Origin of the sequence: uncultured Psychroserpens sp. (genome assembly GCF_947492715.1) — a bacterium.
In the GTDB taxonomy this organism is placed as follows: Bacteria; Bacteroidota; Bacteroidia; order Flavobacteriales; family Flavobacteriaceae; genus Psychroserpens.
In genome coordinates, this window is record NZ_CANLNS010000001.1 from 433,710 (window position 1) to 459,746 (window position 26,037).

A 26,037-nucleotide genomic window follows, 5' to 3' on the forward strand; every position below is an offset into this window, starting at 1 on the left:
AGACTCCTAATTTAATGCTAAAGACTAGAATAATGCTCTTAAGCCTATGTTAAATGTTTGTCCGAGACCTGTATTATTTCCTCGAACAAAGTTGGTATATAAGGTTTCGATGTTTAAAACTTTACTTAATTGATATTTGGCACCTCCTCCAACAGCTGTGAAATCTTGCTCAAAATCATTACCTGTATCAATTCGTTGCGAATGCTGCACTAATCCTAAAATTGTGAATTTCTGACTTGGGAAGTAACTCAAAAACACGCCTGGTGTTAAATTCAAACTATTATTAGCAAAGCTATCTTCTTTTTTACCAAAGTTATACTCGGTGTTTAACTCTGTAAATATTTGCCATTTATCTCCAGGAAATGTGTAATCATAGAAAAATCTATTTTGAAATATAAATCCTTTCTGATCTAAAAACACATTGTCTTCAGTTTCATTATCTACCAAAGGAATATGGAAAGCGGTTTGAATTGTAAAATTGCTCACACTTTTTATTGGATTAAACTTAATTGCTGGTGCAAACGATGTAAAACCAGAACGTGCAGTACCTCGTTCACCGTCAAATGAGAATACATCTAAAGCACTTCTATCGTTAATAACATTAGAACGAAATTCCAATAGTAGTCCAACATTAAAGTTACTCTGCTCAGAAATACCAGTAAAAACATCTAATGTTGATGTAAAGAACGTCTGTCTAGGTTCTTCTCCATTAGAAAATGTACTTTCGGTTTGTGTATAAAGGTTATTAAACCATTTAATATCCCATTGTCCTTTATTTAATAATTTTGAAGGTGTATATTCTTGAATTACACTTTTTTCGGCATCCTGATCGTCTTGAGCAAATCCAGAAAACGCAATACTTACAATGGCTATTAATGTGATTATTTTTTTCATTTCAATTTTTTTTGGTTGTTTATTTTTCTTTTTATTGTTTGTTTAAATTCCAATTATAGGTGTAATATGACACCTTAGATTTAGGTGCAATTTTATCGGTTCTAAAAGTGTTTATATAGTCTATTTCAGTTCCTTTTTTAACGAAATCCTCTTTATACCATTTGAAAATTTCTGAAAGTTCAACTTTATTTTTTTTAACCTTAATAAAGCTAGAATTGTTAAGTGCTATTTCGGTCTGTTTTTGCAACTGCGCTTCTAATGTATTTGGCAGGTATGCTTTATTAATTAATGGCGGACAACCAACAGCTCCACATACAAGAACAAAGTGAAAGCGTGCATCACCAAATTGAGCTCTTAGCTTTTTATTTTCGATGTCATTAAGTGTAATAGTTTCACCTGCAATTTTATATTTGGTTTTATCGAAGAAACCCTTTTTATCTAATGGCGATTTTATCGGGTAATTATCTATAATACCTTTAATTACCGAAATATTATAAGCATTAATCCAAAAGGCTTGATAGGTTTTAGCATCATTTTTTGATACCGAAACCGTTTCGGCTAGTGTCGCCAAGGTATTTAAGGCTTCTTTATTATTATTAATTTTAGAATAAGCCACTTTTCCGTTTGAAACATTTGTTTTAAAAAATGCATCTGCAGCTTTAAAAAATTCTGAAGTACTTTGAGAAAAACCAAAGTTTAAACTCGCAAAAAACGATAGAATAACTAATTTATATTTCATGATTCGATTATCTTAAATTAAAAATTTTACAATCGCTAAGTCGTTTAAAAACCCTTTACTTACAAGGATTTTAAAAAAATTTCTGCGTCTAACTTTTGAAGAAAACCTTACAAGATGACTTTAATTTAAAACAGATATAAATTAGAAAGCAGGATTAAGTTCTTATCTTTAGTAACGACAGAATCGTCATAACAACCAAAAAATTATGGAGCATATCGTTATTATAGGAAATGGAATTTCTGGTGTTACTTTAGCAAGGCATATTAGAAAACTTTCCGACAAAAAAATCACAATAGTTTCTGGGGAAACAGATTATTTTTTCTCGCGTACGGCCCTCATGTATATTTATATGGGTCATATGAAGTTTGAGCATACGCAACCCTATGAAGATTGGTTTTGGAAAAAGAATCGCATAGACCTTCGTAAAGCCTTTGTGCAACATATAGACACCGATAAAAAAACACTAGCTCTTGATGATGGTGACCTCCTTACCTATGACAAATTAGTGATAGCAACAGGAAGTAAACCAAATAAATTTGGATGGCCAGGACAAGATCTAGATGGTGTTATGGGCATGTACCATAAACAAGATTTAGAAAACTTAGAAGCCTATGCACCAAACAACAAAGTATGCAAAAGAGCTGTTATTGTTGGTGGAGGTCTCATTGGTATCGAACTTGCTGAAATGTTAAATTCTAGAAATATTCCTGTTACATTTTTAGTACGCGAATCAAGTTTTTGGAATGGCGTGTTACCAGAAGGAGAAAGCGTCATGATTAATAGACATATTAAAAACCATCATATAGATTTAAGACTGTCTACTAATCTAAAAGAAATCAAAAGTGACAGTAACGGCAAAGTTAAGTCTGTTATTATTGAAGAAACTGGAGAGGAAATTGCATGTGATGTTGTAGGATTAACAGCAGGTGTATCACCAAATATTGACTTTATAAAATCATCGAACATTGAAACTGGGAGAGGTGTAAAAGTTAATCGATACTTAGAAACTAATGTGCCTGATGTTTATGCCATTGGCGATTGCGCTGAACAACATGAAGCCATAGGAAACCGAAGACCTATTGAAGCCGTTTGGTACACAGGACGTATGATGGGAGAAACATTAGCACAAACCATTTGTGGAAATCGCATTCAATACAAACCAGGACACTGGTTTAATTCGGCTAAATTTTTAGATATTGAATATCAAACTTACGGCTGGGTGTTCTCAAAACCAAAAGAAGGTCATGCTCATTTTCATTGGAGACATGCCGACGACACAAAGTGCATTACCATTGAATACGACATCTCTACAAACCAATTCGTGGGTATTAACACGTTCGGAATACGAATGCGACATGAAACTTTTGACACATGGCTTACCGAAAATAGAGATGTTGATTATGTTATAAACCATCTTTCTGAAGCCAATTTCGACCCAGAATTTTACAGCCATTATGAAACCGAAGTCCTATCGGCTTATAATAACCAACTACAAACCGCATAATCATGAGCAATAAATTAAATCATAGTATGTCATTAGCTAAACCTGATGCCATTAATATTTCAACAAAACAAAAAGTAGCATTAGCGATAGGCATCATTGGGCTATTTATTTTAGCATTGGCCCTTTTTAATACAAATTTCCCTAATAAAGGCGTGTTCTTGACACTAGCTTTAGGTTTAATAACCATAGGAATAGTAGTCTATTCTAGAGATGCTTATTTAACCAAACTTGAAGGTATTAAAAATGATGGTGTTTGGTTTAAATCTATTTCTTCTCGAGGTGTTTGGGGCTGGATTGTAGGTGTTATTCTAACAACCTTTTATATTGTACTTTACTTTTACCCACAATATTTAGGTTTAGATACTGCAACTAAGGACCATGCAAACAACACAGGCTTGGTTAGTTTATTTGACCCATTAAGTCAGTTGTTAAGCGGCAGAAACGCAAGCCAATGGTTTGTATATGGAGCATTATATACTGTAGCTATTTTAGCATTTGGCTATAAATTTATCTTGAAATACAGACATAATCGCTATCAACAAATACGTACGGTTTCTGTGATGTTCTTTCAATTAGGCTTTGCCTTTTTGATTCCGGAGTTTATGTATGTTATGAATAACGACTTACCATACTACGATTTAAAGAGTGTATGGCCGCTTAACTATTATATTTTTGACGAATGGTCTGTAAATGGCTTCTTATCAAACGGAAGTATTGGTTTAGCCTTAATCTTATTTGGGATTATTTCCATATTTGTTATCACCCCAATTTTAACTTATAAATTTGGAAAACGTTGGTATTGCTCTTGGGTTTGTGGATGTGGTGGACTGGCAGAAACTGCAGGAGATTCATTTAGACAATTATCCTCTAAAAAAATGTCTGCTTGGAAATTGGAACGTTGGCTAATTCATCTTGTTTTGGTGTTTTCTGTAGTCATGACAACAGCTATGGTTTACACCTATTTAGGCTATGATAGTAATGACTTTTGGTTAACAAGAGGTGTTTTCATTGCTTTGGTTATTGGCTTTTTGACTGTTGTATTTGCAGGAGTTATGCTTTTTAAAAGACAAGAATTAGGCAAAGATGCGAAATATGGTGCCATAGGTTTATTTGCTGTAATAGCTATATTAATCACTATGCATCTAACAGGTACTAATGAAAACGTATTTTATGTAAAAGCAGGAAATTTAAGATCGGCTTATGGTATTTATATTGGTTCTATTTTTTCAGGAGTTATTGGAACAGGTTTTTATCCAATTTTAGGAAGTCGTTCTTGGTGTCGTTTTGGATGCCCAATGGCTGCAATTCTTGGATTCCAACAACGTTTATTTTCTAAATTTCGAATTACAACTAATGGTGGGCAATGTATTTCTTGCGGAAATTGTTCTAACAGTTGTGAAATGGGAATAGATGTAAGACATTATGCTCAAAAAGGAGAGAATATTGTACGCTCAAGTTGCGTTGGATGTGGAATTTGTTCTGCTGTTTGCCCAAGAGGTGTATTAAAATTAGAGAATGATAGTATGAAAGGGAGAATTAATCCGACTGAGGTATTATTAGGAAATGATGTTGACCTTATGGATTTGGTTAATCAAAAATAATTCTAAGCACATGAAACACATAACCATCTTATTTCTCGTTTTTTTTAGCCTTAGTTGTTATGCCCAAAGAGACTATCAGAAAAATTATTTTGACAATGGAACTTTAGCTTCTGAAGGATGGGTTAATAACAATCAAAAAGTGGATTTCTGGAAATTCTACCATAACAATGGTCGATTAGAAAGTGAAGGTCATTATGCCAATAATAAAAAAATTAAATATTGGAAATTTTACCATACCAATGGAAAGTTAAAAGATGAAGGCCATTATGGTAAAGGTCAAAGAATTAAATATTGGAAAGAATACCGATTTAACGGAACCATTAAAAGCGAAGGTCATTATGTTAATGGAAAGAAAAACAAATGGTGGTTGTTTTATGATTCTAATGAAAAAATAAATCATAAATGTCAGTTAGAAAATAATATAAAAAACGGATATTGCCTCATGTATAAAAACGAGAAGTTAATCTCTGCCGTTAAATTTTCCGCGGGAAAAAAAATCAAGGAATGGACAGATTATCGCTCATTTAGAAAAGAAAACAGATTAAAAGATCTTCAATGACCAATATCAAAGTGATTATTCCTGCATATAATGAGGCAGATTCTATTGCACATGTTATACAGGATGTTCCAGACATTGTAAGTGAGGTAATTGTGGTAAGCAATAACTCTAACGATGACACTGAAATTAATGCGAAAAATGCTGGAGCAACAGTACTTAGCGAGGACAAAAGAGGTTATGGCTACGCCTGTTTAAAAGGAATGGATTATATCGCTCAACTCAAGACCTCTAATCAACCTGATATTGTGGTGTTTTTAGATGGCGATTACAGCGATTATCCTGAAGAGTTAACCAAAATAGTTGCACCTATTATAGATAACAATATCGATTTTGTTATTGGAGCTCGTGTAAAAAAATTACGAGAAAAAGGATCAATGACATTACCTCAAATCTTTGGAAATTGGTTAGCTACAACGCTTATGATGCTATTGTTTAGAGCTAAATTTTCAGATCTAGGTCCTTTTAGAGCCATTAAATATAGTAAGCTCCTAGAACTCAATATGGAAGACAAAACTTACGGATGGACAGTTGAGATGCAACTAAAGGCATTACGTAAAAAATTAAGTTATACAGAAATCCCTGTAAATTACAGAAATAGAATAGGTGTCTCAAAAGTTTCAGGTACGGTAAAAGGTGCTATATTTGCAGGCGTTAAAATTCTTGGTTGGATTTTTAAATACAGTTTTAAAAAATGATTCTTGAAACGACTATAATTGTCATTTATACCATTGCTATCATACTAATTTTTATGTATGCCTTGGCACAACTTAATTTGCTCTTTAATTATTTATCATCAAAGAAAGTAGATACGGATTGTGAGACTTTTGATTTGTCAAATCCTAATGAAGTCCCTTTGGTAACCATACAATTGCCCGTTTATAATGAGATGTATGTTATGGAACGTCTTCTAGACAATATTGCACTTATTGATTATCCAAAAGATAAACTAGAAATACAAGTACTTGATGATTCTACAGACGAAACTGTTAAATCTACACGAGCCCAAATTGAGAAATTAAAGACTACAGGTTTAGATATTAAGCATATTACTAGAACCGATAGAACAGGATTCAAGGCAGGAGCTCTTAAAGAGGGTTTAGAAATTGCTAAAGGCGAATTTATTGCCATTTTTGATGCCGATTTCCTTCCAAAGAAAAACTGGTTAAAACGTACAATTCCTTATTTTAAGGAACCAGAGATTGGTGTCGTTCAGACACGATGGGGACATATTAATAGAGACTATTCTATTCTTACCAAAATTCAGGCTTTTGCTTTAGATGCACATTTCACCTTAGAACAAGTGGGACGAAACAGTAAAGGTCATTTTATAAATTTTAATGGAACTGCTGGTGTATGGCGTAAAGCATGTATTATCGATGCTGGAAATTGGGAAGGTGACACCTTAACTGAAGATTTAGATTTAAGCTATAGAGCCCAACTTAAAAACTGGAAATTTAAATATCTTGAAGATGTTGAAACACCTGCAGAGTTACCTGTGGTTATTAGTGCTGCCCGTTCTCAGCAATTTCGCTGGAATAAAGGTGGTGCTGAGAATTTTAGAAAGATGCTCTGGCGTGTAATAAAGTCTAAAAATATATCTACAAAAACCAAAGTGCATGGCTTACTTCATTTATTAAACAGTACCATGTTTTTAAATGTATTTATAGTTGCTGTGTTAAGTATTCCAATGCTATACATTAAAAACGAATATGCACACCTGAGGTTCTATTTTTATTTCATGAGTTTCTTCGTGATGAGTACCGTAATCTTCTTTATTTGTTATTGGTTTATGTACAAACAAATTTATGGTAGCGGGTTTAAAAGGTTCTTTGGTTATATTGGTATGTTCTTTACATTTTTTTCAATAGCAATGGGCTTCTCTCTTCACAATTCTATTGCTGTTCTAGAAGGCCATATGGGTAAAAGAAGTGAATTTGTAAGAACACCTAAATTTAATATTAGTACCATTAAAGATTCTTGGAAGGGCAATAAATATTTGCGTAAAAAGCTATCACTAAATGTCGCAGTAGAAGGCCTTCTTATGCTCTACTTTGGATTTGGTTTATACTACGCATTTGTAGTTGGTGATCAAGGTGGTGATTTTGGATTATTTCCTTTTCACCTTATGTTATTTGTTGGGTTTGGTTATGTCTTTTTTAAATCTCTAACATCTAAAGTGTAATGCAATTCTGGAAGGCGTATAAGATTCCATTAGTGCTTGCTTTTGTTAGCTTATGTCTTTATCTATTATTTGCATACGATCTCGTTAGAACAAACTATACAAAACTTATAGTGTTATATTGCTTGCTATGGCTGGCTTTTATTCTACTTCTGAAATACTCAAAAAACCAGTTAAAGTTCTTAACGTGGTTAGCTTTTTTAAGTCGTGCCGTTTTTATTCTGGCGATTCCAAATTTGTCTCAAGATTTTTACAGATTTATTTGGGATGGCCGTATGATTTTAGAAGGTTTCAATCCGTACTTAACAACGCCAGAGTCGTATATTCAAACAGGAATTGACCTACCCGTTGCTCAAGCAGAAACCTTGTATGCTGGTATGGGAGAACTCAATGGAAGCCACTACACCAATTATCCACCAATTAATCAACTATGCTTTACAATTGCTGCCCTCTTTTCTGGTCATAGTGTTTTAGGTTCGGCACTCGTTTTGCGGCTTTTGATTATTGCGGCCGATTTTGGAACATTATTCTTTGGAAAGCGTTTGCTCGATAGATTAAACATCCCAGTAAAAAATATTTTTTGGTATATACTTAACCCGTTTATTATTATAGAACTAACAGGTAATTTACATTTTGAAGGCGTTATGATATTCTTCCTCGTTTGGGGTTTATATTTACTTCATAAAAACCGCTGGAAATGGGCTGCAGTTGTATTTGCTCTATCTATTTCGGTTAAATTGATTCCTTTATTGTTTTTACCCTTGTTTTTTATGTGGTTTAATAAAACATCTTCCAACGATTCGACAACAACGCCCATTTTTAATTTTAAAAAGTTGCTATTGTTTTATACTATAATTGCGGGTGTTACAATGCTATTATTTGTACCCTTTTTCTCTCTAGAATTTGTAAACAACTACGCCCAAACAGTAGGTCTTTGGTTTCAAAAATTCGAATTTAATGCAAGCATATATTATCTCGCCAGAACAATAGGCTATTGGTTTAGAGGTTATAATGAAATTGCAGTTATAGGTAAAATACTGCCAATTTTAGTGTTTTCGTTTGTAATGATTTTGGCGTTTTATAAAAAAACAATGGACACTAAAACACTTATTAAGCACATGCTTTTTGCCTTTGCATTTTACTTATTTTTAAGCACAACTGTACATCCTTGGTATATAGCCACATTATTAGTTTTAGGTTTATTCACAAACTACAAATTCCCAGTGGTATGGAGTTTTATAGTTATATTAAGTTATCTCGCCTACATCAATCTTAATAAAGCCGATAAGTCTGAAAATTTATGGATCATCACGCTAGAGTATGTCATTGTATATGGTGTTTTTATTTGGGAAGTTTTCATAAAAAAAGCCAACCCAAAAGAGTTGGCCTCATCATAGATCGATAATAAAATTATAGTTTTTTTAGGGCTATAATTGTATGAATCTCCACCTCTTCTTCATAACCATCTTCGTCTTGTTTAGGTTCTATAAGTGTCTTATATGTACCACTAAATTTAGAACCAATAAGTACTTCAGATCTTAAATCAAACGATTTCAAAAGTGATTCATCTACCTTTTGAAAGGTCATTGTAAATTGTTCTCCGTCTGTATTAATTCCAATAAAATTATAGCCATTCTCATTATAGCCATCATAGACACCTTCGAAAGTTCTGGTGTCTTGCATTGGTAACATTGCGGTAACTGTTAGGAAACATAAAATAAGTAGGCTGGCAATTGATTTTCTTTTCATTTTAATAGATTTTGAGCGTTGAAAATTGTTTTATTTTCTTCGGAATTTTGCCACCTCAAGTCCGAAAGCGCTTTTAGTAATATCATCATGATGACTTACATGTGGGATATAATATATACGCTCCTCACGACGGTTTAGATTAAATCGATCGCAATTATTAAGTGAAATTTAAGTCGTGTGTACCACTCTATTTTTGTTAAAGACATAACAATATTGGCCTCATAACATGAAACAAAATAATCTCATTAAAACTCAATTCTAAGGTTTCTTACTTAGCCTTTAGTTATATAAAGAAGCATTCTATTAGTCATCATCAGTTATATCATCGTGATGTTTTGGGTCTTGAACCGCTTCTGGGTCATCATTATCGAACGCTTCATAATCCTCTTCATCATAGTTTTCCATTGTTGTCGCAAGTTTTGTACTCACCTTAACCAAGTATTTGGTGTCTTCGGTAGTCACCTCAACGGCCTCAACAATTTCCTTATTAGCATTTGTAAACGATATAATATGTCCATCATCATATCCATACGGATACTTTTCAACTAATAAAGCTAAAATTTCTGGTGTTAATTTTTTAAAATCAACAATAACGCGTTTTAGGTTATCTCGTTTATTCATAATCGTATATCTAGTAGGTTGCAGTTAAAGATATAGCATTCCCTTTTTTAAATTTGAATATATTAATAGCTAGTTAAAATTATAAAAATAATTTAATCTAAAGTATATTATTTTGGTCAATACTTAAAAATTGAAGATTAAATTTCGATTAAATATAGACTGTTGATTTACGTTAAAGTTGAGTTACTTTTTCCTAAAACACTCTAGATTTCATACTTTTATTAAAATTTCACTCAATGAGAATGTATTTTCGCTAAACAGAGTGTTACGCACACTCAATACTAGTTTAATGTAAAACACAGAGTGTTTAGATTTGATGTAAACAAAACAATATAATTATGAAAACACTAAAGATGAAAAGAATTACACAAGCTTTAGGTCTCATGGGAATAGTGATGATGGCTGCCCTAATCACCAATCCTGTGTATGCTCAAACACAAGCCGCTGTTACTGCTTCTGTTGTTGATCAACAATTAACCGTTAAAGGTAAGGTTAGCGATGACAAAGGGCCATTACTTGGAGTTAATATCGTGCTTAAAGGCGGTAAAGTTGGTACTGTTACAGATCAAAATGGTGCATTTACATTTCCGAGGGCATTAAACCCAGGGGACACTTTGATATTTAGTTTCTTAGGATATGAAAAACAAGAAATTAAGATTGATGCAGAAACGACGTTTATTAATTTAATATTATCGTCTGATTTGGTAGAAATTATGGGAGCCGTATCTACAGATAAACCATACAAATCTAAGCGTTCTAAAAACTAAACATAGCATTGTTTAAATGAAAACAAGGCTATATGTATTGCTCTTCATAGTTGCATGGCCATCATATGCCCAACTATCTGATTTTGATCATATCAATTTTCGAAAAGCAGATAGTACTGCAATGGCTTGTAAGGATGAAGGGCTTTATAATTTACCTCAACTCACACAAAAGCTAACGTCTCACTTAGATACAGATGTAGAACGTTTTAGAGCCATCTATCTTTGGGTATGCACTAATATAGCTAATGATTATAGTCTCTATTTAAAAAACAAAAGGAAACGCTATAAATTTAAAAATGACAGTCTTAAACTTAGTGCATGGAATGACCGTTTTAAAAAAGTCATCTTTCGTAAGCTCTTAAAACAAAAACGAACCATTTGTACGGGCTATGCCTACATTGTGCAGGAGCTTGCTAAATTAGCCAACTTAGATTGCGAAATTGTTCATGGTTTTGGGCGTACAAGCATGACCGATATTGAAAGGCTCAATGCTCCAAATCATTCATGGAATGCGATACAACTAAATGGCAAATGGTATTTATGTGATCCAACATGGGCTAGCGGAATTCCAAACCCAGAGACTAATGTATTTAAATTTCAATATAACGATGGTATGTTTCTAACCAATCCTCAGTTATTTGCCGTAAATCACTTTCCTTTAGATCTTAAATGGACACTATTAGAAGGAGAGCAACCTAGTTTTGAAGATTTTTTGGCTGCACCAGTAATTTATGGTAAGGCCTATACCAACTTAACCGAACATGTAACTCCAAAAAAAATGCACCATATCATTCAGAAGAATGACACTGTTCTATTTAAGTACCAACTTCATCAGGACGTTGATCCTGATAAAATTCGTTTTTTAATAGACAATGGTTACAACAATAAAAAGATAAAGCCCACATCGACATTGATAGATGAAAAATCATTAACCTTAGAACATCTTTTTGATACTACAGGTTTTTACGATGTACATTTATATATAGGTGACGACCTAATTTCTACATATACAGTAAAAGTAAAAAGTTGAATATAGAAGACTATCGAACATATTGTCTATCAAAAAAAGGTGTTACAGAATCCTTGCCTTTTCCAAAACTTCAGAATATTCTCGTATTTAAGGTAATGGGGAAGATGTTCACTGCAACAGATATTGACACTTTTTCTAGTTTTAGTATAAAATGTGTTCCAGAAACCATTGATGACTTAAGAGCGGAATATGCTTCACTTCAAGAACCTTCATATTTCAGTAAAAACCATTGGAGTAAAGTCATAATGGATGGATCCATTCCAAATACCTTATTATATGAATGGCTCGATATTTCCTACGGTTTAGTCGTCTCTAAACTAACAAAAAAAGAAAAAATTCAACTTCAAAAGTTATAACATCTGCAAGGTATTTACCTCCTGCGGTGTTAAATGTTTCCAGTGCCCACGTGGTAAATCCTTTTTTGTTAAGTGACCTATTTGCACACAATCTACCTTTATTATATCATACTTCAAATAGTCAAAAATGGTATGTAAAATAGAATTTCCAGTATTCTTAATCCTTAATCCAATCTTAGTCTTAGGTTGACCATCTATATAACTTACCTCCTCAACAGATATCAGTTTCCCTTCAATTTTAAACCCGTCCTGTATCTTTTTGAAGTCTTCAAATTTTAAGTTTTTATCGAGCTCTATTTCAAACAATCTAGACACACCATTTTTAGAATTAGTAAATTTCTTAACAACAGTATCATCATTTGTAAAAAGTAACAAACCTGTAGAGTTTCTTCCTAATCGCCCAATAGGCTTAATGCGTGCATTAGTTGCATTTGATACCAAATCCATAACAGTTCGACCTTTGCTCTCACTCGTTGTTGTAGCGAAACCTTTTGGTTTATTAAGCAATACATAGGTCTTCTTTTCTGGATTGATTCGAGCACCATCAAAGCGCACCTCATCATCTAGCTTAACTTTATAACCCATTTCGGTAATTACTTTTCCATTCACTGTAACACTTCCAATCGAAATATGCATATCGGCATCTCTACGAGAGCAAATACCAGAATTAGCAATGTATTTGTTTAATCTAATTTCATCTGGATTGGACTTCTTTGTCCCTGTAGAGTTTTTTTTCTTTTGAGACGTTTGACCTCTAACAAAACCTTTGTCACCTCCTCTACCTGATTTTTTATGTTCCGATTTATCTCCTCCTCTACCTGAAGTTTTACCTTTTCCACCGCGTCCTTGTTGTCTGCTCATAATGACTAAATTTTGCGCAAAGATACCTCAACCTTAAGTTAAAACCTATTTTGGTATTAAATTTGTAAATTGTTTGCTATCATCATTGTAAATCAAAGCATTATGAAACATCTTATTCTAATTTTTGTATGTTTAATAATTACCTCCTGTTCTTCATCAGACGATTCAAATACAAATCCAACAGATGATGGTCCTATAAGTACTGATATAGCATTAACGTTGAAATGGGAAGATGAAATACCTACATTTTTACCACAAGCTATGGTTTATGATGAATTTGACAGGCCATTTCTGTTCTTAGTCGCTAAAGGAGGTGGATTATTAATTTTAAATGATAATGGCGATCAAGAACCAACTCAGGCGGCTCAAGTTCCAATTACGGATCTTTATATGCTTCATGCCATGAATATCGTCCAAAAGGGAAATTATCTATACATCGCGTTAGGTGATTTTTTTGATGGCGCCAATGGTTCAAAAGCTGGGTTAGCAATTATAAACGTAGAGAATCCTACAAACCCCGTTGTTGAAGGGCTCTGGGAAAGTGATACAACAATTGGTGGAAGTGCCATAGTAGCTGTGCAAGGCAATTATGCATACTTAGGCGCCATGGAGTTTGGCATATTCATACTTGATATTGAAAATCCACAACAGATTACAGAAAAATCTAACTATACACCAGATCTAAATTACCCAGTTGAAAATCCAGATGGCTTACAAATACCTAACGCAAGAGGTATGACTGTTGTAGGAAATACTATGTACTTATGTTATGATGCTGGCGGTATTCGTATCATTGATATTTCCGATAAAGAGTTTCCTATGGAAATTGGAAGTTTTCACAATTTTGCTGCTATCGAAAATACACCAAAGGCTTATAATAACATTATTGTTAGCGGTAATTTAGCCTATTGTGCCGTAGATTATTGTGGTTTTGAAATATGGGACATTACAACGTTAGGACAAGAAGAATTAATTGGATGGTGGAATCCTTGGGATTGTAACACTCTTGGAAACCTATGGTTTAATAGTCCTGGTCATGCCAACCAAATGACCTTTGACGCTACCAACGAACTTATCTTTGTTAACACAGGCCGAAGTGATTTGTCTATTCTTGATGTATCCAATCCAGAAAATCCAACATTAAAGCAGTCTTATGGTGTATTTGATGATACACAAGCCACTTGGGGGATGGGTATGCACAATAATGATATTTATTTGCTTTACATTACAGCAGGTGTACCCCTTTATAGCAACTGGTCTGGTTTAAAAAAAGTAAGCTGGGCGTTTGAATAACAAGTTACCAAAATAGCACTGGCAACTTAAGATGTTTTATCTTTAAAAGAGACCGTAGATTGGCGTTCGCGATTTACTGATAACTGGGTAACATCTGGTCTAGAATAATGCCCAACAGGATCAAAATTTTGGCGCTCTTCTAAGATACGGTTAAAATCTAATGTGTGACAAATTAATCCTTCTTTATGTAAGACGGGCTCTACTAACCATTCGCCATCTGGTCCTGCAATGCAACTGCCACCATTGGCTAAAATTTCAGGAGCCTTCTTTAAAATTTGATCTAAATTTGGCGTATCTGTTGGAAAATCATCAGTAGTCATTAAGCTAGATACGGAAAGCACAAACGAACGGGATTCTCTTGCAATAAATCGCGTAATATCTTTCGTATTGTGATCACTTCCTGGCCACACAGCAATATGAACATTTTCACCTAAACCATAGAGTGCTGCTCTAGGTAGAGGCATCCAATTCTCCCAACAATTTAACCCGCCAAGCGTAAAATCTTTTAAAGGATGTACACGTAGTCCATTACCATCACCTGGAGACCATGTTAAACGCTCATCATATGTTGGTTGCAACTTACGATGAACAGACTGAATAGTTCCGCTATTATCAATATAAACCAACGATGCATAAACACTATGACCTCCTCTATCAAGCGGACGTTCAATAATGCCCAAATAGATGGCAATACCATATTGTTTTGCTAATTCACAAATAGTCTTTAAGTCTCCTTTTTCAATAGTAATTGAGTTACTCACATAATGGGCGTGTAGTTCTTTATTTACGTTTGTATTCCATTCTGCTCCACCTGTTAGTGCCAACCAAAACGGATATCCAGGAACTAAGCCTTCACCAAAAACAATAAGCTCTGCGTTTTGCTCGCCAGCTTCAATAATTGTTTGTTCAACCTTCTTCAGAGTTTCTGTTTTATTCAACCAAACTGGTGAAATTTGTGCCAAGGCCACTTTAAGAGTATGATTCATTAGATACGATTTAAAACAACATTTACATTAATTAAAACTATACTGAACACACCAGCCACAATAATAAATTTCAAAATATTATGAAGTATTAAATAATGTGTTTTAGTCTTAGATTTCCATAACAATAGTAGAAAAACCAAGAGTAAAATTACAGAAAAGTAAAAAAACAAATACATATGCCCTACATGATAGCTATGAAGTAACAGATAAATTGGTATACTTGAAAGCACAACCAATATGGTAAGCATTATTTTTGAAGCATTTTCTCCATAAACAATAGGTATTGTTTTGTAATCTAACAATAAATCTCCTTTCATGTTTTCGAGATCCTTGGTTAACTCACGCATAGAAATGATTAAAAACAAAAAGATGGCATGAACGAAAATAACAGATTCGAAGTTCTTGTAATACAGGAAAATTGCAAAAAATGGTAAAATCGTTAATATGGCCGAAGTTAAGTTGCCTATAAAGGGAAGTTTTTTCAATTTATGTGAGTAAAACCAGATTCCGAAAATATAGATAGAGAAAAACAACACGGCTTTAAAAGACACATAACTTGCCATAATTACAGCCGAAAAATTAAGCACAAAATAAAACGAAAGCTTTGTGTTCTGACTTACTAATTTATCGAGTTTTGATTTATTAGGTCTATTAATAAGGTCTTTTTCAGAGTCATAGAAATTATTAATTATATAACCTGCCGCAATCGTTGCTGCAGACGCTAAAACCAGCATCAATAAATTAATATCAAAAACCACTTCTTTGAGAGGTTTATCATGGGCTAAAATATAAATAGAAGTCAAATATTGGGCAATGACTACAATGAGAATATTATAACCGCGAACGACAGAAAACATGCTAAAAAATTTCAGCAAGATATGTTTTTGTCTACGAGAAAACATAAATGGAATTTTAGAAGTTATAAACCACTTCTAATTTGTAATCTTTAAGAGATTGCTTAGCGCGATCAATATCTTCAGTAAAACCTAAGATATAACCACCTCCACCAGAACCGCAAAGTTTAAGGTAGTATTCATTGGTTTCAATTCCCTTTTTCCAGAGTTCATGAAATTGTTTCGGTATCATAGGTTTAAAATGATTAAACACAACTTTAGACAACTGTTTTGTGTTTTTAAATAATGACTTAATATCACCTTTTAAGAAATCTTCAACACAAGCATCTGTATGTTTAATAAATTGATCTTTCAACATACTTCTAAATCCTTCTTGCTTCATGTTTTCCATAAAAATACGAACCATAGGTGCTGTTTCACCAATAATTCCAGAGTCTAGTAAAAACACAGCGCCTTTGCCATTTGCCTGTTGTGCAGGAATCCCTGTAGCTTCAATATTATCTTTTGAGTTGATTAAAATAGGTATACTTAAGTAGCTATTTAATGGATCTAAACCAGAAGATTTTCCATGGAAAAACGACTCCATTTCAGAAAAAATCACTTTGAGTTTTAGTAATTTTTCACGTGTAAGATTTTCTAAAACTGTAATCTTATTATGGGCATACTTATCATAAAACGCTGCCACTAGCGCGCCACTACTTCCAACGCCATAGCCTTGCGGAATTGAAGAATCAAAATACATTCCTGCCTCTACGTCTCTATTTAACGCCGTCATATCAAAAGTCACTAATTCATCATCCATGTCTTTTAAATACGACACAAATTGTTTTAAGCTTTCATTTGATTTGATGGCTTCTTCAGACGGATTCTCATCGGTCTTCAAGGCGCCATTATAAAAATTGTATGGAATGGATAAACCTTTAGAATCTTTAATGATTCCATACTCTCCAAACAGTAAGATTTTTGAATAAAAAAGAGGTCCTTTCATGTATTTAAGCAATTGGCTTTAACAAATATACGTATTATTATACTATTTGGTTTATAATCCATAGTTAAGACCATGGTAAATTATTGACATTGGCTTTAAATTAATTGTGCTCCAAATCCAATTTGATCTCTAATATAATGTCCGTTTTGACAATATGCAACCAATTCATTATTAATAAATTGAAGCACGCTTTCCTTTTCATTTTCAGGATATAACACATGAACGTTTGCTCCTGCATCTAGGGTAAAACACACCTTAGAGTTGGTTGCTTTCCTGTAATGCCAAATTTTATTGATGATTTCCAAAGTATTCGGTTTCATTAAAATAAAGTATGGCATGCTTGTCATCATCATCGCATGTAAGCTTAATGCCTCACTTTCAACTATCTTGATAAAGGCATCTAAATCTCCTGTCTCAAGGGTAATTTGAAGTCTAGACATATGTTGCGCTGCCTGTTGAAAACGTTCATTTGCAAATGGATGTCCGTGCATTAAATTGTGACCAACAGTACTACTTACTTGCTTCTCTCCTTTATCTACCAATAAAATAGTATCCTGATAATTATCAAAATTTTCGTGTACTGCATAGGGATATTTTTCGCCATATAAATCACTACTTCCTTTAATTATGTCGTGTGCTCCCCAAACTACAATTGGCCCTTCTATACTCCTGCAAGCACTTCCAGATCCCAAACGTGCTAAGAATGATGCTTTCTTATTAAAGAATTCCTCTGAGACGTCTTCTAAAAGTTCTCTTTCTATACTCATTAAACATAATGCTAAGGCACTCATCCCAGAGGCCGAAGATGCAATACCTGAACTATGTGGAAACGTATTTGACGTTTCTATTTTAAAATGATACGTCTTCAAAAATGGCAAATAGACTTCAATGCGCTTAAAGAACGTTTCTATCTTGGGTTTAAAATCTTCTTTTTTGTCGCCATCTAAATAGATTTCAAAGGAAAAATCTTCATCAGTTTCTTTTTTAAAGAAACTAAGTGAGGTTATTGTTTTACACTGATTTAGAGTAAAACTTAGTGACGAGTTTTCTGGAATTTGATGTTCTTTCTTTCCCCAATATTTGACTAAAGCAATATTACTTGGCGATGACCAAGTAAAACGTCCAGTTTCTAAAGTTTTAAGATATGGTTTTGAAATAAAATCTTGTACAGTCATTTGCCAAATTTATGCTGACAAAGATAATAACTTCAAGGCTATAAATATTATTTTTTAAATGGATATGATGACAAATTAAAATAAGCACGATGTTTAGTAAAACAACATCAAACAATTATGAAAACGCAACATTTTACTTCAGTCTTAATTATTATATTATTTTGGTCTACAAGTACCTATGGTCAAAACGATACTATAGATAAGGATACATCAACTTCTCAATTTAATATAGCAATTAATGGTGGTCTTAACCTCTCTAACAACTACGGCGACGTTGAAAGCAGCGAGTCTTTCCTTGCAGATTTCCATATTGGCGCAATTATTAAAGTTCCAACAGGTTTAAACTTTGGTATTCAAGTAGAACCTCAATTCTCTAGAATTGGTAGTGCTATCGATGGCAAGACTATAAAACGTTTTACTATATTAGATATTCCAATTCTCGCTCAAGTATATGCCGTAGACCATTGGAGTTTTGAGGCAGGACCTAAAATTGCAATCACACTTGATCAAAAGCAACGTCGAAATGAAGAGTTAGAAACAGTAGATCGATTAAAGACTGTTATCCCTGGAGTTGTTGCTGGTGCCACATACAATTTTAACAAGAATTGGTTTGGTCAGTTCAGAGCCAATTATGCATTTACAGATGTTATTAAAAAAGATGCAGGCGATACAGAAGGCACGTCCATTTTGTTATTTCAATTGTCGTTAGGTTACTGGTTTAATTAAACTACAGTACTAAGATCAATAAGTTTTACCATCGTTTTAAAATTTCTGGAAGTAGCTCTAACATCTAACTTCTTTTCAAACATGTTCATGTTAAACTTAGATTTGCCATAACCTGCAGCTGTAAAAAAATAAAGACAGTCATTAACTATTTGATACTCTTCGTTATCATAAGAAATGTGTTCGACTTCTTTCAGAGATTTTAATTCTGGTAGTGCACTCAATAAGACAAAATAGCACTGCTCTTTTTTTATTTCTGAAAAAGGACAAGCATCCAAAACCTGTATTAACTGATCTCTTGTTTTAGCAATTACTGGAACATCAAAACCAAAATGATCTAAAATAGATTGATGGACCATCTGTTCAACATTGTTATGATTATCCTCGGAAGATTGAAGGATAATATTTCCTGTTTGGATATATGTTTTTACGGCGTTAAACCCACATTTCGAAAGTAATTCACGTAACTCGGCCATGGGTACTTTTTTATGCCCTCCAACATTTATACCTCTTAATAATACGATGTAGGTATTCATGATTGTGCTATTGCTTTTGCTGCAATGTATGCTCCTGTCCATGCATTCTGAAAGTTGAAGCCTCCTGTTACTGCATCTATGTTTAAAATTTCACCAGCAAAGTACAGATTTTTATGATGTTTACTTTCAAAGGTTTTAAAATTAACTTCTTTCAGATTAATACCGCCAGCTGTTACAAACTCTTCTTTAAAGGTGCTTTTTCCAGTAACATCAAAAATGGCAGATGTTAACGCTTTTGCTAAATCTATTAAAAAGGGCTTACTACAATCTGACCAATTCATCGTTTTATCAATCCCAACAGCTTCTACAAGTCGTTTCCAAAGTCGTTTAGGCAAACCATATTGTACAGAATTGGCCACAGCTTTCCTTGGTGATCTTTGTTTCATTTCTATTAAAAACAACAAACAATCTTCATACGATTTCTTAATAAAATTAACTTCAATTTGAAATTTATAATCACGTTTAGCCAACTCAATAGCTCCAAATGCCGAAAGTTTTAAAATAGCCGGAGCACTCATTCCAACATGTGTGATTAGCAATGGACCTTCGCTCCATAAATTAGAATCTACAACTTTCACTTCAGTATTTAAGGCAACTACTCCAGGAATATCTGCGATACGCTGATCCTTAATATCGAAGGTAAACAAGGAAGGAACTGGTTGTTCGATGGTATGTTCAAATTGTTCTAAGAGTTTCCATATTTTTGGATTACTACCAGTGGTCATCATTACTTTTTGTGCAATAAAATCGCCTTGAGAGGTATGTAATTCCCAGTGGTCATCATATGTTTTTAAGGATTTTAACGCATGATTATAGTGTACATCTACATGATGCTTTTTACTTTCATTTAAAAAACAATCTACTATCGTCTGTGAAGAATTTGATATAGGAAACATACGACCATCTTCTTCGATTTTAAGTGCTACGCCTTTCTTCTCGAACCACTCAATTGTATCTCCAGTCATAAATTTGTGAAAAGGTCCCAATAGTTCCTTTTCTCCCCTTGGGTAATTGCGTACTAATTCTGACGGCAAAAATTCGGCATGAGTCACATTACAGCGTCCTCCTCCAGAAATTTTCACTTTTTGAAGTCCGCTTTTTCCGCGTTCTAGAATGGCTATTTTTAATTTTGAATTCTGTTCGGCAATATTTATCGCAGCAAAAAAACCTGCCGCTCCACCACCAACTATAATGACATCATATGACTTCATAAACGATCTGGATTATCAGAAATTATACCATCAACACCATAAGATTTCATACGCTTAATAGTTTCAAAGTCATTGACTGTCCAAGTAATCACTTTGTAACCTGCATTTTGTGCTGTTTTTACATTGTCTCGAGTTAATAATGCAAAATTTGGGTGTATGGCGTAAGCATTAATCGTATGGGCAAATTCTAGTGCATCTGCAACACTTGCTTTGGTTAAAACAGCCAAACGCAAATTACTGTTAGTATCAAAAACAGATTCAAGTTCATGCTTTTGAAAACTCGACACTATAAAGTCCTCAACTGCCCATCCTTTTTGGTTGACAAATTTAGTGATGACTTTACATGTTTCTAGAGCTGTATCTTTTCCTTTTAATTCAATATTGAGTATACATTTTCTGTTAACTGTATTTAAAACTTCCTCTAAAGTTGGAATAGTAAACTGCGTGTTAACTTTTAGCGTTTTCAGTTCATTTAGTGTATGTTTAGAGACCTCTCCCGAACCGTTTGTCATTCTATCTAATGTGAAGTCGTGAAACACAACCAATTCACCAGAGGCACATTTATGAACATCAATTTCAATGCCATCAACATCAAATTCTAATGCTTTCACTATAGATTCTAATGTGTTTTCGACTTTATGATTTTTGGCTCCTCTATGACCAATTTTTATTGGGTTTTGCATAGATCATAAAAGTATAAAATATACTCAAATAATCTCATCAAAACTAAGTTTATAAAATCTTTATGAGTTTAGATTTTTGATTCTGGATAAAAAGGTTTTACATTTAAATTGAAATTAAATTCTTATGCCATCACAATTCAGCACTTTTCTTCTTTTTGCATTTCTTATAAGTTCATGCAGCACTGGCAAATTATCGGTAATTGCCGATTTACCTTCTAGTTTAAAAGAAACATCAGCAATTGAAATGACCAAAAACCCAGATCTTTTATGGGTAATTGAAGATGCAGGAAATAAGAATAATTTGTATGCATTAAACACTAAGGGAAAAATTGTCAAGGATATTAATCTTGAGAATATTCAAAACATTGATTGGGAAGATTTAACTTCTGACAGCCAGGGAAATATCTACATTGGTGATTTTGGTAACAATGCGAAAAAGCGAAAGAACTTTGCAATCTACAAAGTCATAAACCCCAAGGACGCGTCTACATCTGCCAAAGCTGAAGTGATTAGTTTTTCACTTCCGAAGGATATGGAATCTGAAGATTTTGAATCTTTCTTCCTCTATAACAATGCGTTCTATATATTTAGTAAAGGACATAAAAAATGTAAACTTATAAAAGTTCCAAATACAATTGGAGATCATGTAGCCGAATTCATTTCGGAGTATAAACTTAAAGGAAAACACCGAAGAGTAACCTCAGCCGATATCAGTGAAGATGGCAAAACTGTGGTCTTACTTACTCATGATAAGCTATGGAAATTGACAAATTACACATTAGATAATTTTTTCAATGGGACAATTGAAGTTATTAAATTTGATCACGACTCACAAAAAGAAGGTGTAAATTTTCTAGATTCTAATACGCTCTATATTACAGATGAAAAAACTAAAAACGAGGGAGGAAACATCTATCGTTTCAACCTTAACTAATCATCAAATTTGGCATTATGTTGTATGTATTTACCAACAACTATTGCCGTAACAATCACTAAATAAAACTGCCCCATAAGTCCTGTTATGATTGCCGCCTTTTGCGCTAAGGGCGTCACTGGAACAATTTCACCATAACCAATGGTCATTAGCGTGATATAAGCAAAATACATGATAGAATCCAGTCCCATAGATGTGTCGGTTGTATCAATAACGATGCCCCGAAAAGAATTTGGCTCAACCAATTCTATGGTTGTAAATAAGAAAAAAGCAATAAAACCTAAAGAAATATAGCCGCACATAAGTCCGATAACAACAAGATTATTAACGCGTTTAGCTTTCCAAATTTGTAGTATTATTTGGTGGGTTACAAGGATATAAAAAACAAAATAAACGCTTAATCTAATTAAAAAATTATCTTCAAAATCGGCCTGCCTGCTCATCATGCTGCTTCCAAAGACAACCAATGATATTCCAAAAAGAATAATTAAAAACCACATTAGTTTTCTCTTTTTGGATACCAAAAAAATTCCAGCTATTGTATTTACTAAAAACAATATTGGTGTTAATATGTTTTCAAAAAACTCACCAGGAAACAGTAATGACCCAAATAATATGCACAACTGGGTTCCGAAGAAAATTTCAAATCTATGCTTATATAAATCTTTAATCATCTAGCAAGGTTTCATTGAATTTGTAGTTTTTGTAATCCACTTTAAATAATGCACTATATAGAGATGGGATAAACAGTAATGTAATTATTGTTCCAAACAACAAACCAACCATAATCCCAATAGCCATTCCTTCCCACATTTCTCCTCCTGAAATATACAATGGAATTAAGCCAAGCACAGTTGTAAATGTAGCTAACAGAATAGGACGAAACCTCTGGAGACAAGCGGCAATTACGGCATCGTGTTCTGTTCTCCCTAAATCACGTTGTTCTATTTCCATACGATCTATAAGAACAATGGCATTATTGATTACAATTCCTGCTAACGAAATCAAGCCTAAAAATGGCATAAACCCGAACGCCTCTCTAAAAACTAGCAAGCCTACTACAACCCCAATAACTCCTAAAGGTATGGTTAAAACCACCATACTCATTTTTCTGAAAGAATTAAATTGAATAACCAAAAGAAGAATAATTATAAATCCTGCAATAGGCAAATAACTTATAATAGAACCCATACTTTCGGCTGTTTGCTCTGCATCTCCCCCAAATTCATATTCGTAATCTTGTGCCCAGTTTTGTTTTTGCTCATCAAGCCATGGTGTAATTTCATTTGTAATTGCCGAAGCATTTCCATCAGCGCGAAGCTCACTCGTTACATTAATTGTTCGTCTTAAATCAAAGCGCTTTATTTTAGAGTATTGCCATTGTGGAACAATAGAAGCGACTTGTAACAGAGGAACACTTCTTCCTGAATTCTGCGCATATACATTTAACGTTTCTAATGAGGCTAAAGACTGTTGCTGACTTTCATCGCTTCGCATCAAAATTGGAATAGATTTATCATCTTCACGATATTCTCCAGTTTGAAAACCATCCAATACAGTTTGTAAAGACGTAGCAATATCTTCGCTTGTAACACCTGCCGTTTGCGCACGATTTTGATCGATTTCAATCAAGAATTTTTTACTTTTTGGTCCCCAGTCATCCTTAACATTCTTAGTCCCTGCAATATTGGAAAGTTTTAATTTAACCGATTCTGCAATTCGAGATAATTCGTCTGGGTTACTTCCCGAAATTTTAATTTCTATAGGCGTTCCTCCTCCTCCAGCGCCAAGAGCTCCAACCTTAATATCTGCGTTTGGGAAATTGTTAAAAGTGAAATCGTCTAGTTTTGCGACCACATCATTGTTTTCATTAAACGAAGATGTATTAACTAAAATATGTGCATAATTCGAATTCGATTCATCAGGAGAATATCCTAAGTCATAAGATTCTGGTCCTTCTCCAATATAGGATGACCAGTCTAAAATGCCTTTGGTTTTAGAGTCATTAACTCGCAAAGAATCAAACATAAAACCTTCAATACGTTTCACAACTTCGGTAGTTCTCTCAATTTTATTCCCTTCGGGTAGATTAATATCTATAGTAATAAGATTACGATCACTATCAGGGAAGAAAATGAATGGTATTTTAGTAAATCCGTATAAGGACGCAAAAAAGATTAGAAAGATTCCAATAATCACTTTCCATTTGTTGGTAAGTGCCATTAATATCAAATCCTTATAATAGGTTTTTAGCTTATTAATAACACGATCAATAATACTAGGCTTTCGTTCTCCTTTTGGCTTCACTTTCAAAAAGAGATAACAAAACAACGTAATTACGGTTAAAGCAATAATCCAAGAAGACATTAAAGCTATTGTAATTACTACAAAAATTGGCCCTACAATATCTCCCATTGTTGTTGGGGACAAGTAGAATGCTAAAAAGGCCGCAGATGTTGTTAAGGTAGAAATAAGCAGTGGCATCCAAAGTTCTGAAAACGCTTCAATAGCCGCTTTTTTTCTATCCACGCCTTGCTCCATTTTCACCATTATGGTTTCTGCCACTACAATGGCGTTATCAACCAACATTCCAAGAGCCATAATTAGAGCAGCGAGCGTAACCTGATTTAATCCCATCTTAATAACACCCATAATCATCAATGTCATTATGGTTACAATAGGAATAAGGCTGGCAATAACAAGCCCTGTTCTAACGCCTAAGAAAATGAGCATTACCAATAATACAATAGCGATAGACTGCATTAAATTAACAATAAAATCACTTACCTTAACGTCTATATATGAATCTAAAGAAGAGACTCTAGTCAACTCCAGACCAATTGGTAATTTTTGTTGCCATTCGTTGACCACTTTATTAACCTCTTCCCCTAAAGCAATAACATTTGCATTCTCTTTTAGGTTTATATGTAGTGAAATAGCGTCCTTACCATTGATACGTATTTTTTGGGTTGGCGGATCTATATACCCTTTACTAATTGCTGTAATATCTCCAAGTTTAACCAACTGCGAGCCGTTATCATTTCCAACTGAAATGAGCATGTTTTTAATGTCGTCTACCGAATTAAAATTTCCTGTAGGTTCTAAAATAATGCGTTCATCTCCTAAATTAATCTGCCCTCCAGAGTTTAAAATATTTGTAGACGCTATTGATTGTTGGAGCTTTGATGCGGATAATCCATACTCTTTTAATCTAGAATTATCAAACTCAACAAAAATGCGTTCTTCCTGTTCCCCTCCCATTTCAACTTTAGCAGCATCAGGAATTTTAATGAGTGCATCTTTAATATCGTCTGCGTATGTTTTCATTTCTGCATAAGAATAGCCATCTGATGTTATTCCTACTACAATACCATATACATCGCCAACACCATCATCGTTCAAAGAAGGATTAACACCTTGAGGCAAACCTTGTAGGGCATTCAATTTTCGTCTGAGTCTGTCCCAAACCGATTGCATTTTTTGAGGAGTAACTTCATCCTTAAGTGTCACATTAACCACAGATAATCCTGAACGCGAGGTACTACTTACCTCTTTTAATTCTGGCAATTCTTGTGCTAATTTTTCTATTTTGTCTGTAACGAGTTGCTCAACACGTTCTGGTCCTGCGCCTGGAAATTGCGATACTACTGTAGCTACTCTTACAGTATATGGAGGCATACTATCTCGAGACAGTCCTGAGTACATTGATAGTCCCATAATTAATATGGTACCAAGCACCATAAACGTAATTCTATTCTTATCTATTGAAAATTTTGCTAAATTCATTTGATTGG

The 26,037-nt window shown here is 33.8% G+C and carries 26 protein-coding genes; 12 read left to right on the forward strand and 14 right to left on the reverse strand.

The window, feature by feature from the left end; genetic code table 11:
- Positions 1-24: 24 nt before the first annotated feature.
- Both Q0787_RS02005 and Q0787_RS02010 read right to left on the reverse strand, forming a co-directional pair.
- Positions 25-894, reverse strand: a complete 870-nt coding sequence (locus Q0787_RS02005; protein WP_298900530.1) for a hypothetical protein — start codon at positions 892-894, stop codon at positions 25-27.
- A gap of 31 nt (positions 895-925) precedes the next feature.
- Positions 926-1,633 (reverse strand): DUF547 domain-containing protein, encoded by a 708-nt coding sequence (locus tag Q0787_RS02010; RefSeq protein ID WP_298900532.1) that lies wholly within the window; start codon positions 1,631-1,633, stop codon positions 926-928.
- 205 nt (positions 1,634-1,838) lie between these two features.
- On the opposite strand from Q0787_RS02010, the gene Q0787_RS02015 reads away from it, so the two are divergent.
- Genes Q0787_RS02015 through Q0787_RS02040 form a run of 6 tightly spaced genes read left to right on the forward strand, consistent with a single transcriptional unit; the run spans position 1,839 to position 8,873 of the window.
- Positions 1,839-3,137, forward strand: coding sequence for an FAD/NAD(P)-binding oxidoreductase (locus Q0787_RS02015; protein ID WP_298900533.1), 1,299 nt, complete (start codon positions 1,839-1,841; stop codon positions 3,135-3,137).
- 2 nt (positions 3,138-3,139) lie between these two features.
- Complete coding sequence (locus tag Q0787_RS02020) at positions 3,140-4,738, forward strand: 4Fe-4S dicluster domain-containing protein (protein ID WP_298900535.1); 1,599 nt, start codon at positions 3,140-3,142, stop codon at positions 4,736-4,738.
- A gap of 10 nt (positions 4,739-4,748) precedes the next feature.
- Positions 4,749-5,297: a hypothetical protein gene (locus tag Q0787_RS02025; protein ID WP_298900536.1), complete on the forward strand. Its 549-nt coding sequence runs from the start codon at positions 4,749-4,751 to the stop codon at positions 5,295-5,297.
- The gene (locus Q0787_RS02030) at positions 5,294-5,992 is read left to right on the forward strand and encodes a glycosyltransferase family 2 protein (protein WP_298900537.1); all 699 of its coding nucleotides are present in this window, start codon (positions 5,294-5,296) and stop codon (positions 5,990-5,992) included. The genes Q0787_RS02025 and Q0787_RS02030 overlap by 4 nt, the downstream gene beginning before the upstream one ends.
- On the forward strand, positions 5,989-7,479 hold the full coding sequence (locus Q0787_RS02035; protein WP_298900538.1) for a cellulose synthase family protein: 1,491 nt from the start codon (positions 5,989-5,991) through the stop codon (positions 7,477-7,479). The genes Q0787_RS02030 and Q0787_RS02035 overlap by 4 nt, the downstream gene beginning before the upstream one ends.
- Positions 7,479-8,873, forward strand: a complete 1,395-nt coding sequence (locus Q0787_RS02040; protein ID WP_298900539.1) for a mannosyltransferase — start codon at positions 7,479-7,481, stop codon at positions 8,871-8,873. Before Q0787_RS02035 ends, Q0787_RS02040 begins: the two co-directional genes overlap by 1 nt.
- Before the next feature lie 13 nt (positions 8,874-8,886).
- Here Q0787_RS02040 and Q0787_RS02045 read toward each other — a convergent pair whose 3' ends face one another.
- Positions 8,887-9,225 (reverse strand): hypothetical protein, encoded by a 339-nt coding sequence (locus tag Q0787_RS02045; RefSeq protein WP_298900540.1) that lies wholly within the window; start codon positions 9,223-9,225, stop codon positions 8,887-8,889.
- 303 nt (positions 9,226-9,528) lie between these two features.
- Entirely contained in the window at positions 9,529-9,846 is a 318-nt protein-coding gene (locus tag Q0787_RS02050) for a hypothetical protein (RefSeq protein WP_298900541.1), read from the reverse strand.
- Positions 9,847-10,184: 338 nt separating this feature from the next.
- On the opposite strand from Q0787_RS02050, the gene Q0787_RS02055 reads away from it, so the two are divergent.
- From Q0787_RS02055 to Q0787_RS02065, 3 genes are read left to right on the forward strand one after another with little or no spacing between them, the layout of a single operon-like run.
- On the forward strand, positions 10,185-10,613 hold the full coding sequence (locus Q0787_RS02055) for a carboxypeptidase-like regulatory domain-containing protein (RefSeq protein ID WP_298900542.1): 429 nt from the start codon (positions 10,185-10,187) through the stop codon (positions 10,611-10,613).
- Positions 10,614-10,629: 16 nt separating this feature from the next.
- Entirely contained in the window at positions 10,630-11,643 is a 1,014-nt protein-coding gene (locus Q0787_RS02060) for a transglutaminase domain-containing protein (RefSeq protein WP_298900543.1), read from the forward strand.
- Positions 11,640-11,999, forward strand: a complete 360-nt coding sequence (locus Q0787_RS02065; protein WP_298900544.1) for an MmcQ/YjbR family DNA-binding protein — start codon at positions 11,640-11,642, stop codon at positions 11,997-11,999. The genes Q0787_RS02060 and Q0787_RS02065 overlap by 4 nt, the downstream gene beginning before the upstream one ends.
- On the opposite strand, the gene Q0787_RS02070 is transcribed toward Q0787_RS02065, so the two are convergent.
- Positions 11,994-12,860 carry a pseudouridine synthase gene (locus Q0787_RS02070; protein WP_298900545.1) on the reverse strand — a complete coding sequence of 289 codons (867 nt, stop codon included), beginning with the start codon at positions 12,858-12,860 and terminating at the stop codon, positions 11,994-11,996. The genes Q0787_RS02065 and Q0787_RS02070 overlap by 6 nt on opposite strands.
- A gap of 102 nt (positions 12,861-12,962) precedes the next feature.
- Here Q0787_RS02070 and Q0787_RS02075 point away from each other — a divergent pair, with 102 nt between their 5' ends.
- On the forward strand, positions 12,963-14,153 hold the full coding sequence (locus Q0787_RS02075; protein WP_298900546.1) for a hypothetical protein: 1,191 nt from the start codon (positions 12,963-12,965) through the stop codon (positions 14,151-14,153).
- 26 nt (positions 14,154-14,179) lie between these two features.
- Here Q0787_RS02075 and Q0787_RS02080 read toward each other — a convergent pair whose 3' ends face one another.
- The 4 genes from Q0787_RS02080 to mvaD form a co-directional block, all read right to left on the reverse strand.
- Entirely contained in the window at positions 14,180-15,139 is a 960-nt protein-coding gene (locus Q0787_RS02080; protein WP_298900547.1) for a carbon-nitrogen hydrolase family protein, read from the reverse strand.
- A complete protein-coding gene (locus tag Q0787_RS02085; protein WP_298900548.1) occupies positions 15,139-16,041 on the reverse strand; it encodes a geranylgeranylglycerol-phosphate geranylgeranyltransferase in 903 nt (300 codons plus the stop codon). The genes Q0787_RS02080 and Q0787_RS02085 overlap by 1 nt, the downstream gene beginning before the upstream one ends.
- 10 nt (positions 16,042-16,051) lie before the next feature.
- Positions 16,052-16,981 (reverse strand): mevalonate kinase, encoded by a 930-nt coding sequence (locus Q0787_RS02090; protein WP_298900549.1) that lies wholly within the window; start codon positions 16,979-16,981, stop codon positions 16,052-16,054.
- A gap of 95 nt (positions 16,982-17,076) precedes the next feature.
- Positions 17,077-18,156 carry a diphosphomevalonate decarboxylase gene (gene mvaD, locus Q0787_RS02095; protein ID WP_298900551.1) on the reverse strand — a complete coding sequence of 360 codons (1,080 nt, stop codon included), beginning with the start codon at positions 18,154-18,156 and terminating at the stop codon, positions 17,077-17,079.
- Positions 18,157-18,273: 117 nt separating this feature from the next.
- Between mvaD and Q0787_RS02100 the strand changes: the two genes are divergently transcribed.
- On the forward strand, positions 18,274-18,882 hold the full coding sequence (locus tag Q0787_RS02100; protein ID WP_298900552.1) for a porin family protein: 609 nt from the start codon (positions 18,274-18,276) through the stop codon (positions 18,880-18,882).
- On the opposite strand, the gene Q0787_RS02105 is transcribed toward Q0787_RS02100, so the two are convergent.
- From Q0787_RS02105 to Q0787_RS02115, 3 genes are read right to left on the reverse strand one after another with little or no spacing between them, the layout of a single operon-like run.
- Positions 18,879-19,415 (reverse strand): DUF1697 domain-containing protein, encoded by a 537-nt coding sequence (locus Q0787_RS02105; protein WP_298900553.1) that lies wholly within the window; start codon positions 19,413-19,415, stop codon positions 18,879-18,881. The genes Q0787_RS02100 and Q0787_RS02105 overlap by 4 nt on opposite strands.
- Positions 19,412-20,626 carry an NAD(P)/FAD-dependent oxidoreductase gene (locus tag Q0787_RS02110; RefSeq protein ID WP_298900554.1) on the reverse strand — a complete coding sequence of 405 codons (1,215 nt, stop codon included), beginning with the start codon at positions 20,624-20,626 and terminating at the stop codon, positions 19,412-19,414. Before Q0787_RS02110 ends, Q0787_RS02105 begins: the two co-directional genes overlap by 4 nt.
- Complete coding sequence (locus Q0787_RS02115) at positions 20,623-21,309, reverse strand: glycerophosphodiester phosphodiesterase family protein (protein ID WP_298900555.1); 687 nt, start codon at positions 21,307-21,309, stop codon at positions 20,623-20,625. The genes Q0787_RS02110 and Q0787_RS02115 overlap by 4 nt, the downstream gene beginning before the upstream one ends.
- 124 nt (positions 21,310-21,433) lie before the next feature.
- Between Q0787_RS02115 and Q0787_RS02120 the strand changes: the two genes are divergently transcribed.
- On the forward strand, positions 21,434-22,243 hold the full coding sequence (locus Q0787_RS02120) for an SdiA-regulated domain-containing protein (RefSeq protein ID WP_298900556.1): 810 nt from the start codon (positions 21,434-21,436) through the stop codon (positions 22,241-22,243).
- Here the strand turns inward: Q0787_RS02120 and Q0787_RS02125 are convergent.
- Positions 22,240-22,917 (reverse strand): ion channel, encoded by a 678-nt coding sequence (locus tag Q0787_RS02125; protein WP_298900557.1) that lies wholly within the window; start codon positions 22,915-22,917, stop codon positions 22,240-22,242. The two genes, Q0787_RS02120 and Q0787_RS02125, sit on opposite strands and share 4 nt — an antisense overlap.
- On the reverse strand, positions 22,910-26,029 hold the full coding sequence (locus Q0787_RS02130) for an efflux RND transporter permease subunit (RefSeq protein WP_298900558.1): 3,120 nt from the start codon (positions 26,027-26,029) through the stop codon (positions 22,910-22,912). The genes Q0787_RS02125 and Q0787_RS02130 overlap by 8 nt, the downstream gene beginning before the upstream one ends.
- Positions 26,030-26,037 lie beyond the last annotated feature (8 nt).

What these genes read in the sequence shown, in the direction of transcription:
- Q0787_RS02005 (WP_298900530.1), bottom strand. Translation starts at nt 894, where the DNA reads ATGAAAAAAATAATCACATTAATAGCCATTGTAAGTATTGCGTTTTCT.
- Q0787_RS02010 (WP_298900532.1), bottom strand. Translation starts at nt 1,633, where the DNA reads ATGAAATATAAATTAGTTATTCTATCGTTTTTTGCGAGTTTAAACTTT.
- Q0787_RS02015 (WP_298900533.1), top strand. Translation starts at nt 1,839, where the DNA reads ATGGAGCATATCGTTATTATAGGAAATGGAATTTCTGGTGTTACTTTA.
- Q0787_RS02020 (WP_298900535.1), top strand. Translation starts at nt 3,140, where the DNA reads ATGAGCAATAAATTAAATCATAGTATGTCATTAGCTAAACCTGATGCC.
- Q0787_RS02025 (WP_298900536.1), top strand. Translation starts at nt 4,749, where the DNA reads ATGAAACACATAACCATCTTATTTCTCGTTTTTTTTAGCCTTAGTTGT.
- Q0787_RS02030 (WP_298900537.1), top strand. Translation starts at nt 5,294, where the DNA reads ATGACCAATATCAAAGTGATTATTCCTGCATATAATGAGGCAGATTCT.
- Q0787_RS02035 (WP_298900538.1), top strand. Translation starts at nt 5,989, where the DNA reads ATGATTCTTGAAACGACTATAATTGTCATTTATACCATTGCTATCATA.
- Q0787_RS02040 (WP_298900539.1), top strand. Translation starts at nt 7,479, where the DNA reads ATGCAATTCTGGAAGGCGTATAAGATTCCATTAGTGCTTGCTTTTGTT.
- Q0787_RS02045 (WP_298900540.1), bottom strand. Translation starts at nt 9,225, where the DNA reads ATGAAAAGAAAATCAATTGCCAGCCTACTTATTTTATGTTTCCTAACA.
- Q0787_RS02050 (WP_298900541.1), bottom strand. Translation starts at nt 9,846, where the DNA reads ATGAATAAACGAGATAACCTAAAACGCGTTATTGTTGATTTTAAAAAA.
- Q0787_RS02055 (WP_298900542.1), top strand. Translation starts at nt 10,185, where the DNA reads ATGAAAACACTAAAGATGAAAAGAATTACACAAGCTTTAGGTCTCATG.
- Q0787_RS02060 (WP_298900543.1), top strand. Translation starts at nt 10,630, where the DNA reads ATGAAAACAAGGCTATATGTATTGCTCTTCATAGTTGCATGGCCATCA.
- Q0787_RS02070 (WP_298900545.1), bottom strand. Translation starts at nt 12,860, where the DNA reads ATGAGCAGACAACAAGGACGCGGTGGAAAAGGTAAAACTTCAGGTAGA.
- Q0787_RS02075 (WP_298900546.1), top strand. Translation starts at nt 12,963, where the DNA reads ATGAAACATCTTATTCTAATTTTTGTATGTTTAATAATTACCTCCTGT.
- Q0787_RS02080 (WP_298900547.1), bottom strand. Translation starts at nt 15,139, where the DNA reads ATGAATCATACTCTTAAAGTGGCCTTGGCACAAATTTCACCAGTTTGG.
- Q0787_RS02085 (WP_298900548.1), bottom strand. Translation starts at nt 16,041, where the DNA reads ATGTTTTCTCGTAGACAAAAACATATCTTGCTGAAATTTTTTAGCATG.
- Q0787_RS02090 (WP_298900549.1), bottom strand. Translation starts at nt 16,981, where the DNA reads ATGAAAGGACCTCTTTTTTATTCAAAAATCTTACTGTTTGGAGAGTAT.
- mvaD (WP_298900551.1), bottom strand. Translation starts at nt 18,156, where the DNA reads ATGACTGTACAAGATTTTATTTCAAAACCATATCTTAAAACTTTAGAA.
- Q0787_RS02100 (WP_298900552.1), top strand. Translation starts at nt 18,274, where the DNA reads ATGAAAACGCAACATTTTACTTCAGTCTTAATTATTATATTATTTTGG.
- Q0787_RS02105 (WP_298900553.1), bottom strand. Translation starts at nt 19,415, where the DNA reads ATGAATACCTACATCGTATTATTAAGAGGTATAAATGTTGGAGGGCAT.
- Q0787_RS02110 (WP_298900554.1), bottom strand. Translation starts at nt 20,626, where the DNA reads ATGAAGTCATATGATGTCATTATAGTTGGTGGTGGAGCGGCAGGTTTT.
- Q0787_RS02115 (WP_298900555.1), bottom strand. Translation starts at nt 21,309, where the DNA reads ATGCAAAACCCAATAAAAATTGGTCATAGAGGAGCCAAAAATCATAAA.
- Q0787_RS02120 (WP_298900556.1), top strand. Translation starts at nt 21,434, where the DNA reads ATGCCATCACAATTCAGCACTTTTCTTCTTTTTGCATTTCTTATAAGT.
- Q0787_RS02125 (WP_298900557.1), bottom strand. Translation starts at nt 22,917, where the DNA reads ATGATTAAAGATTTATATAAGCATAGATTTGAAATTTTCTTCGGAACC.
- Q0787_RS02130 (WP_298900558.1), bottom strand. Translation starts at nt 26,029, where the DNA reads ATGAATTTAGCAAAATTTTCAATAGATAAGAATAGAATTACGTTTATG.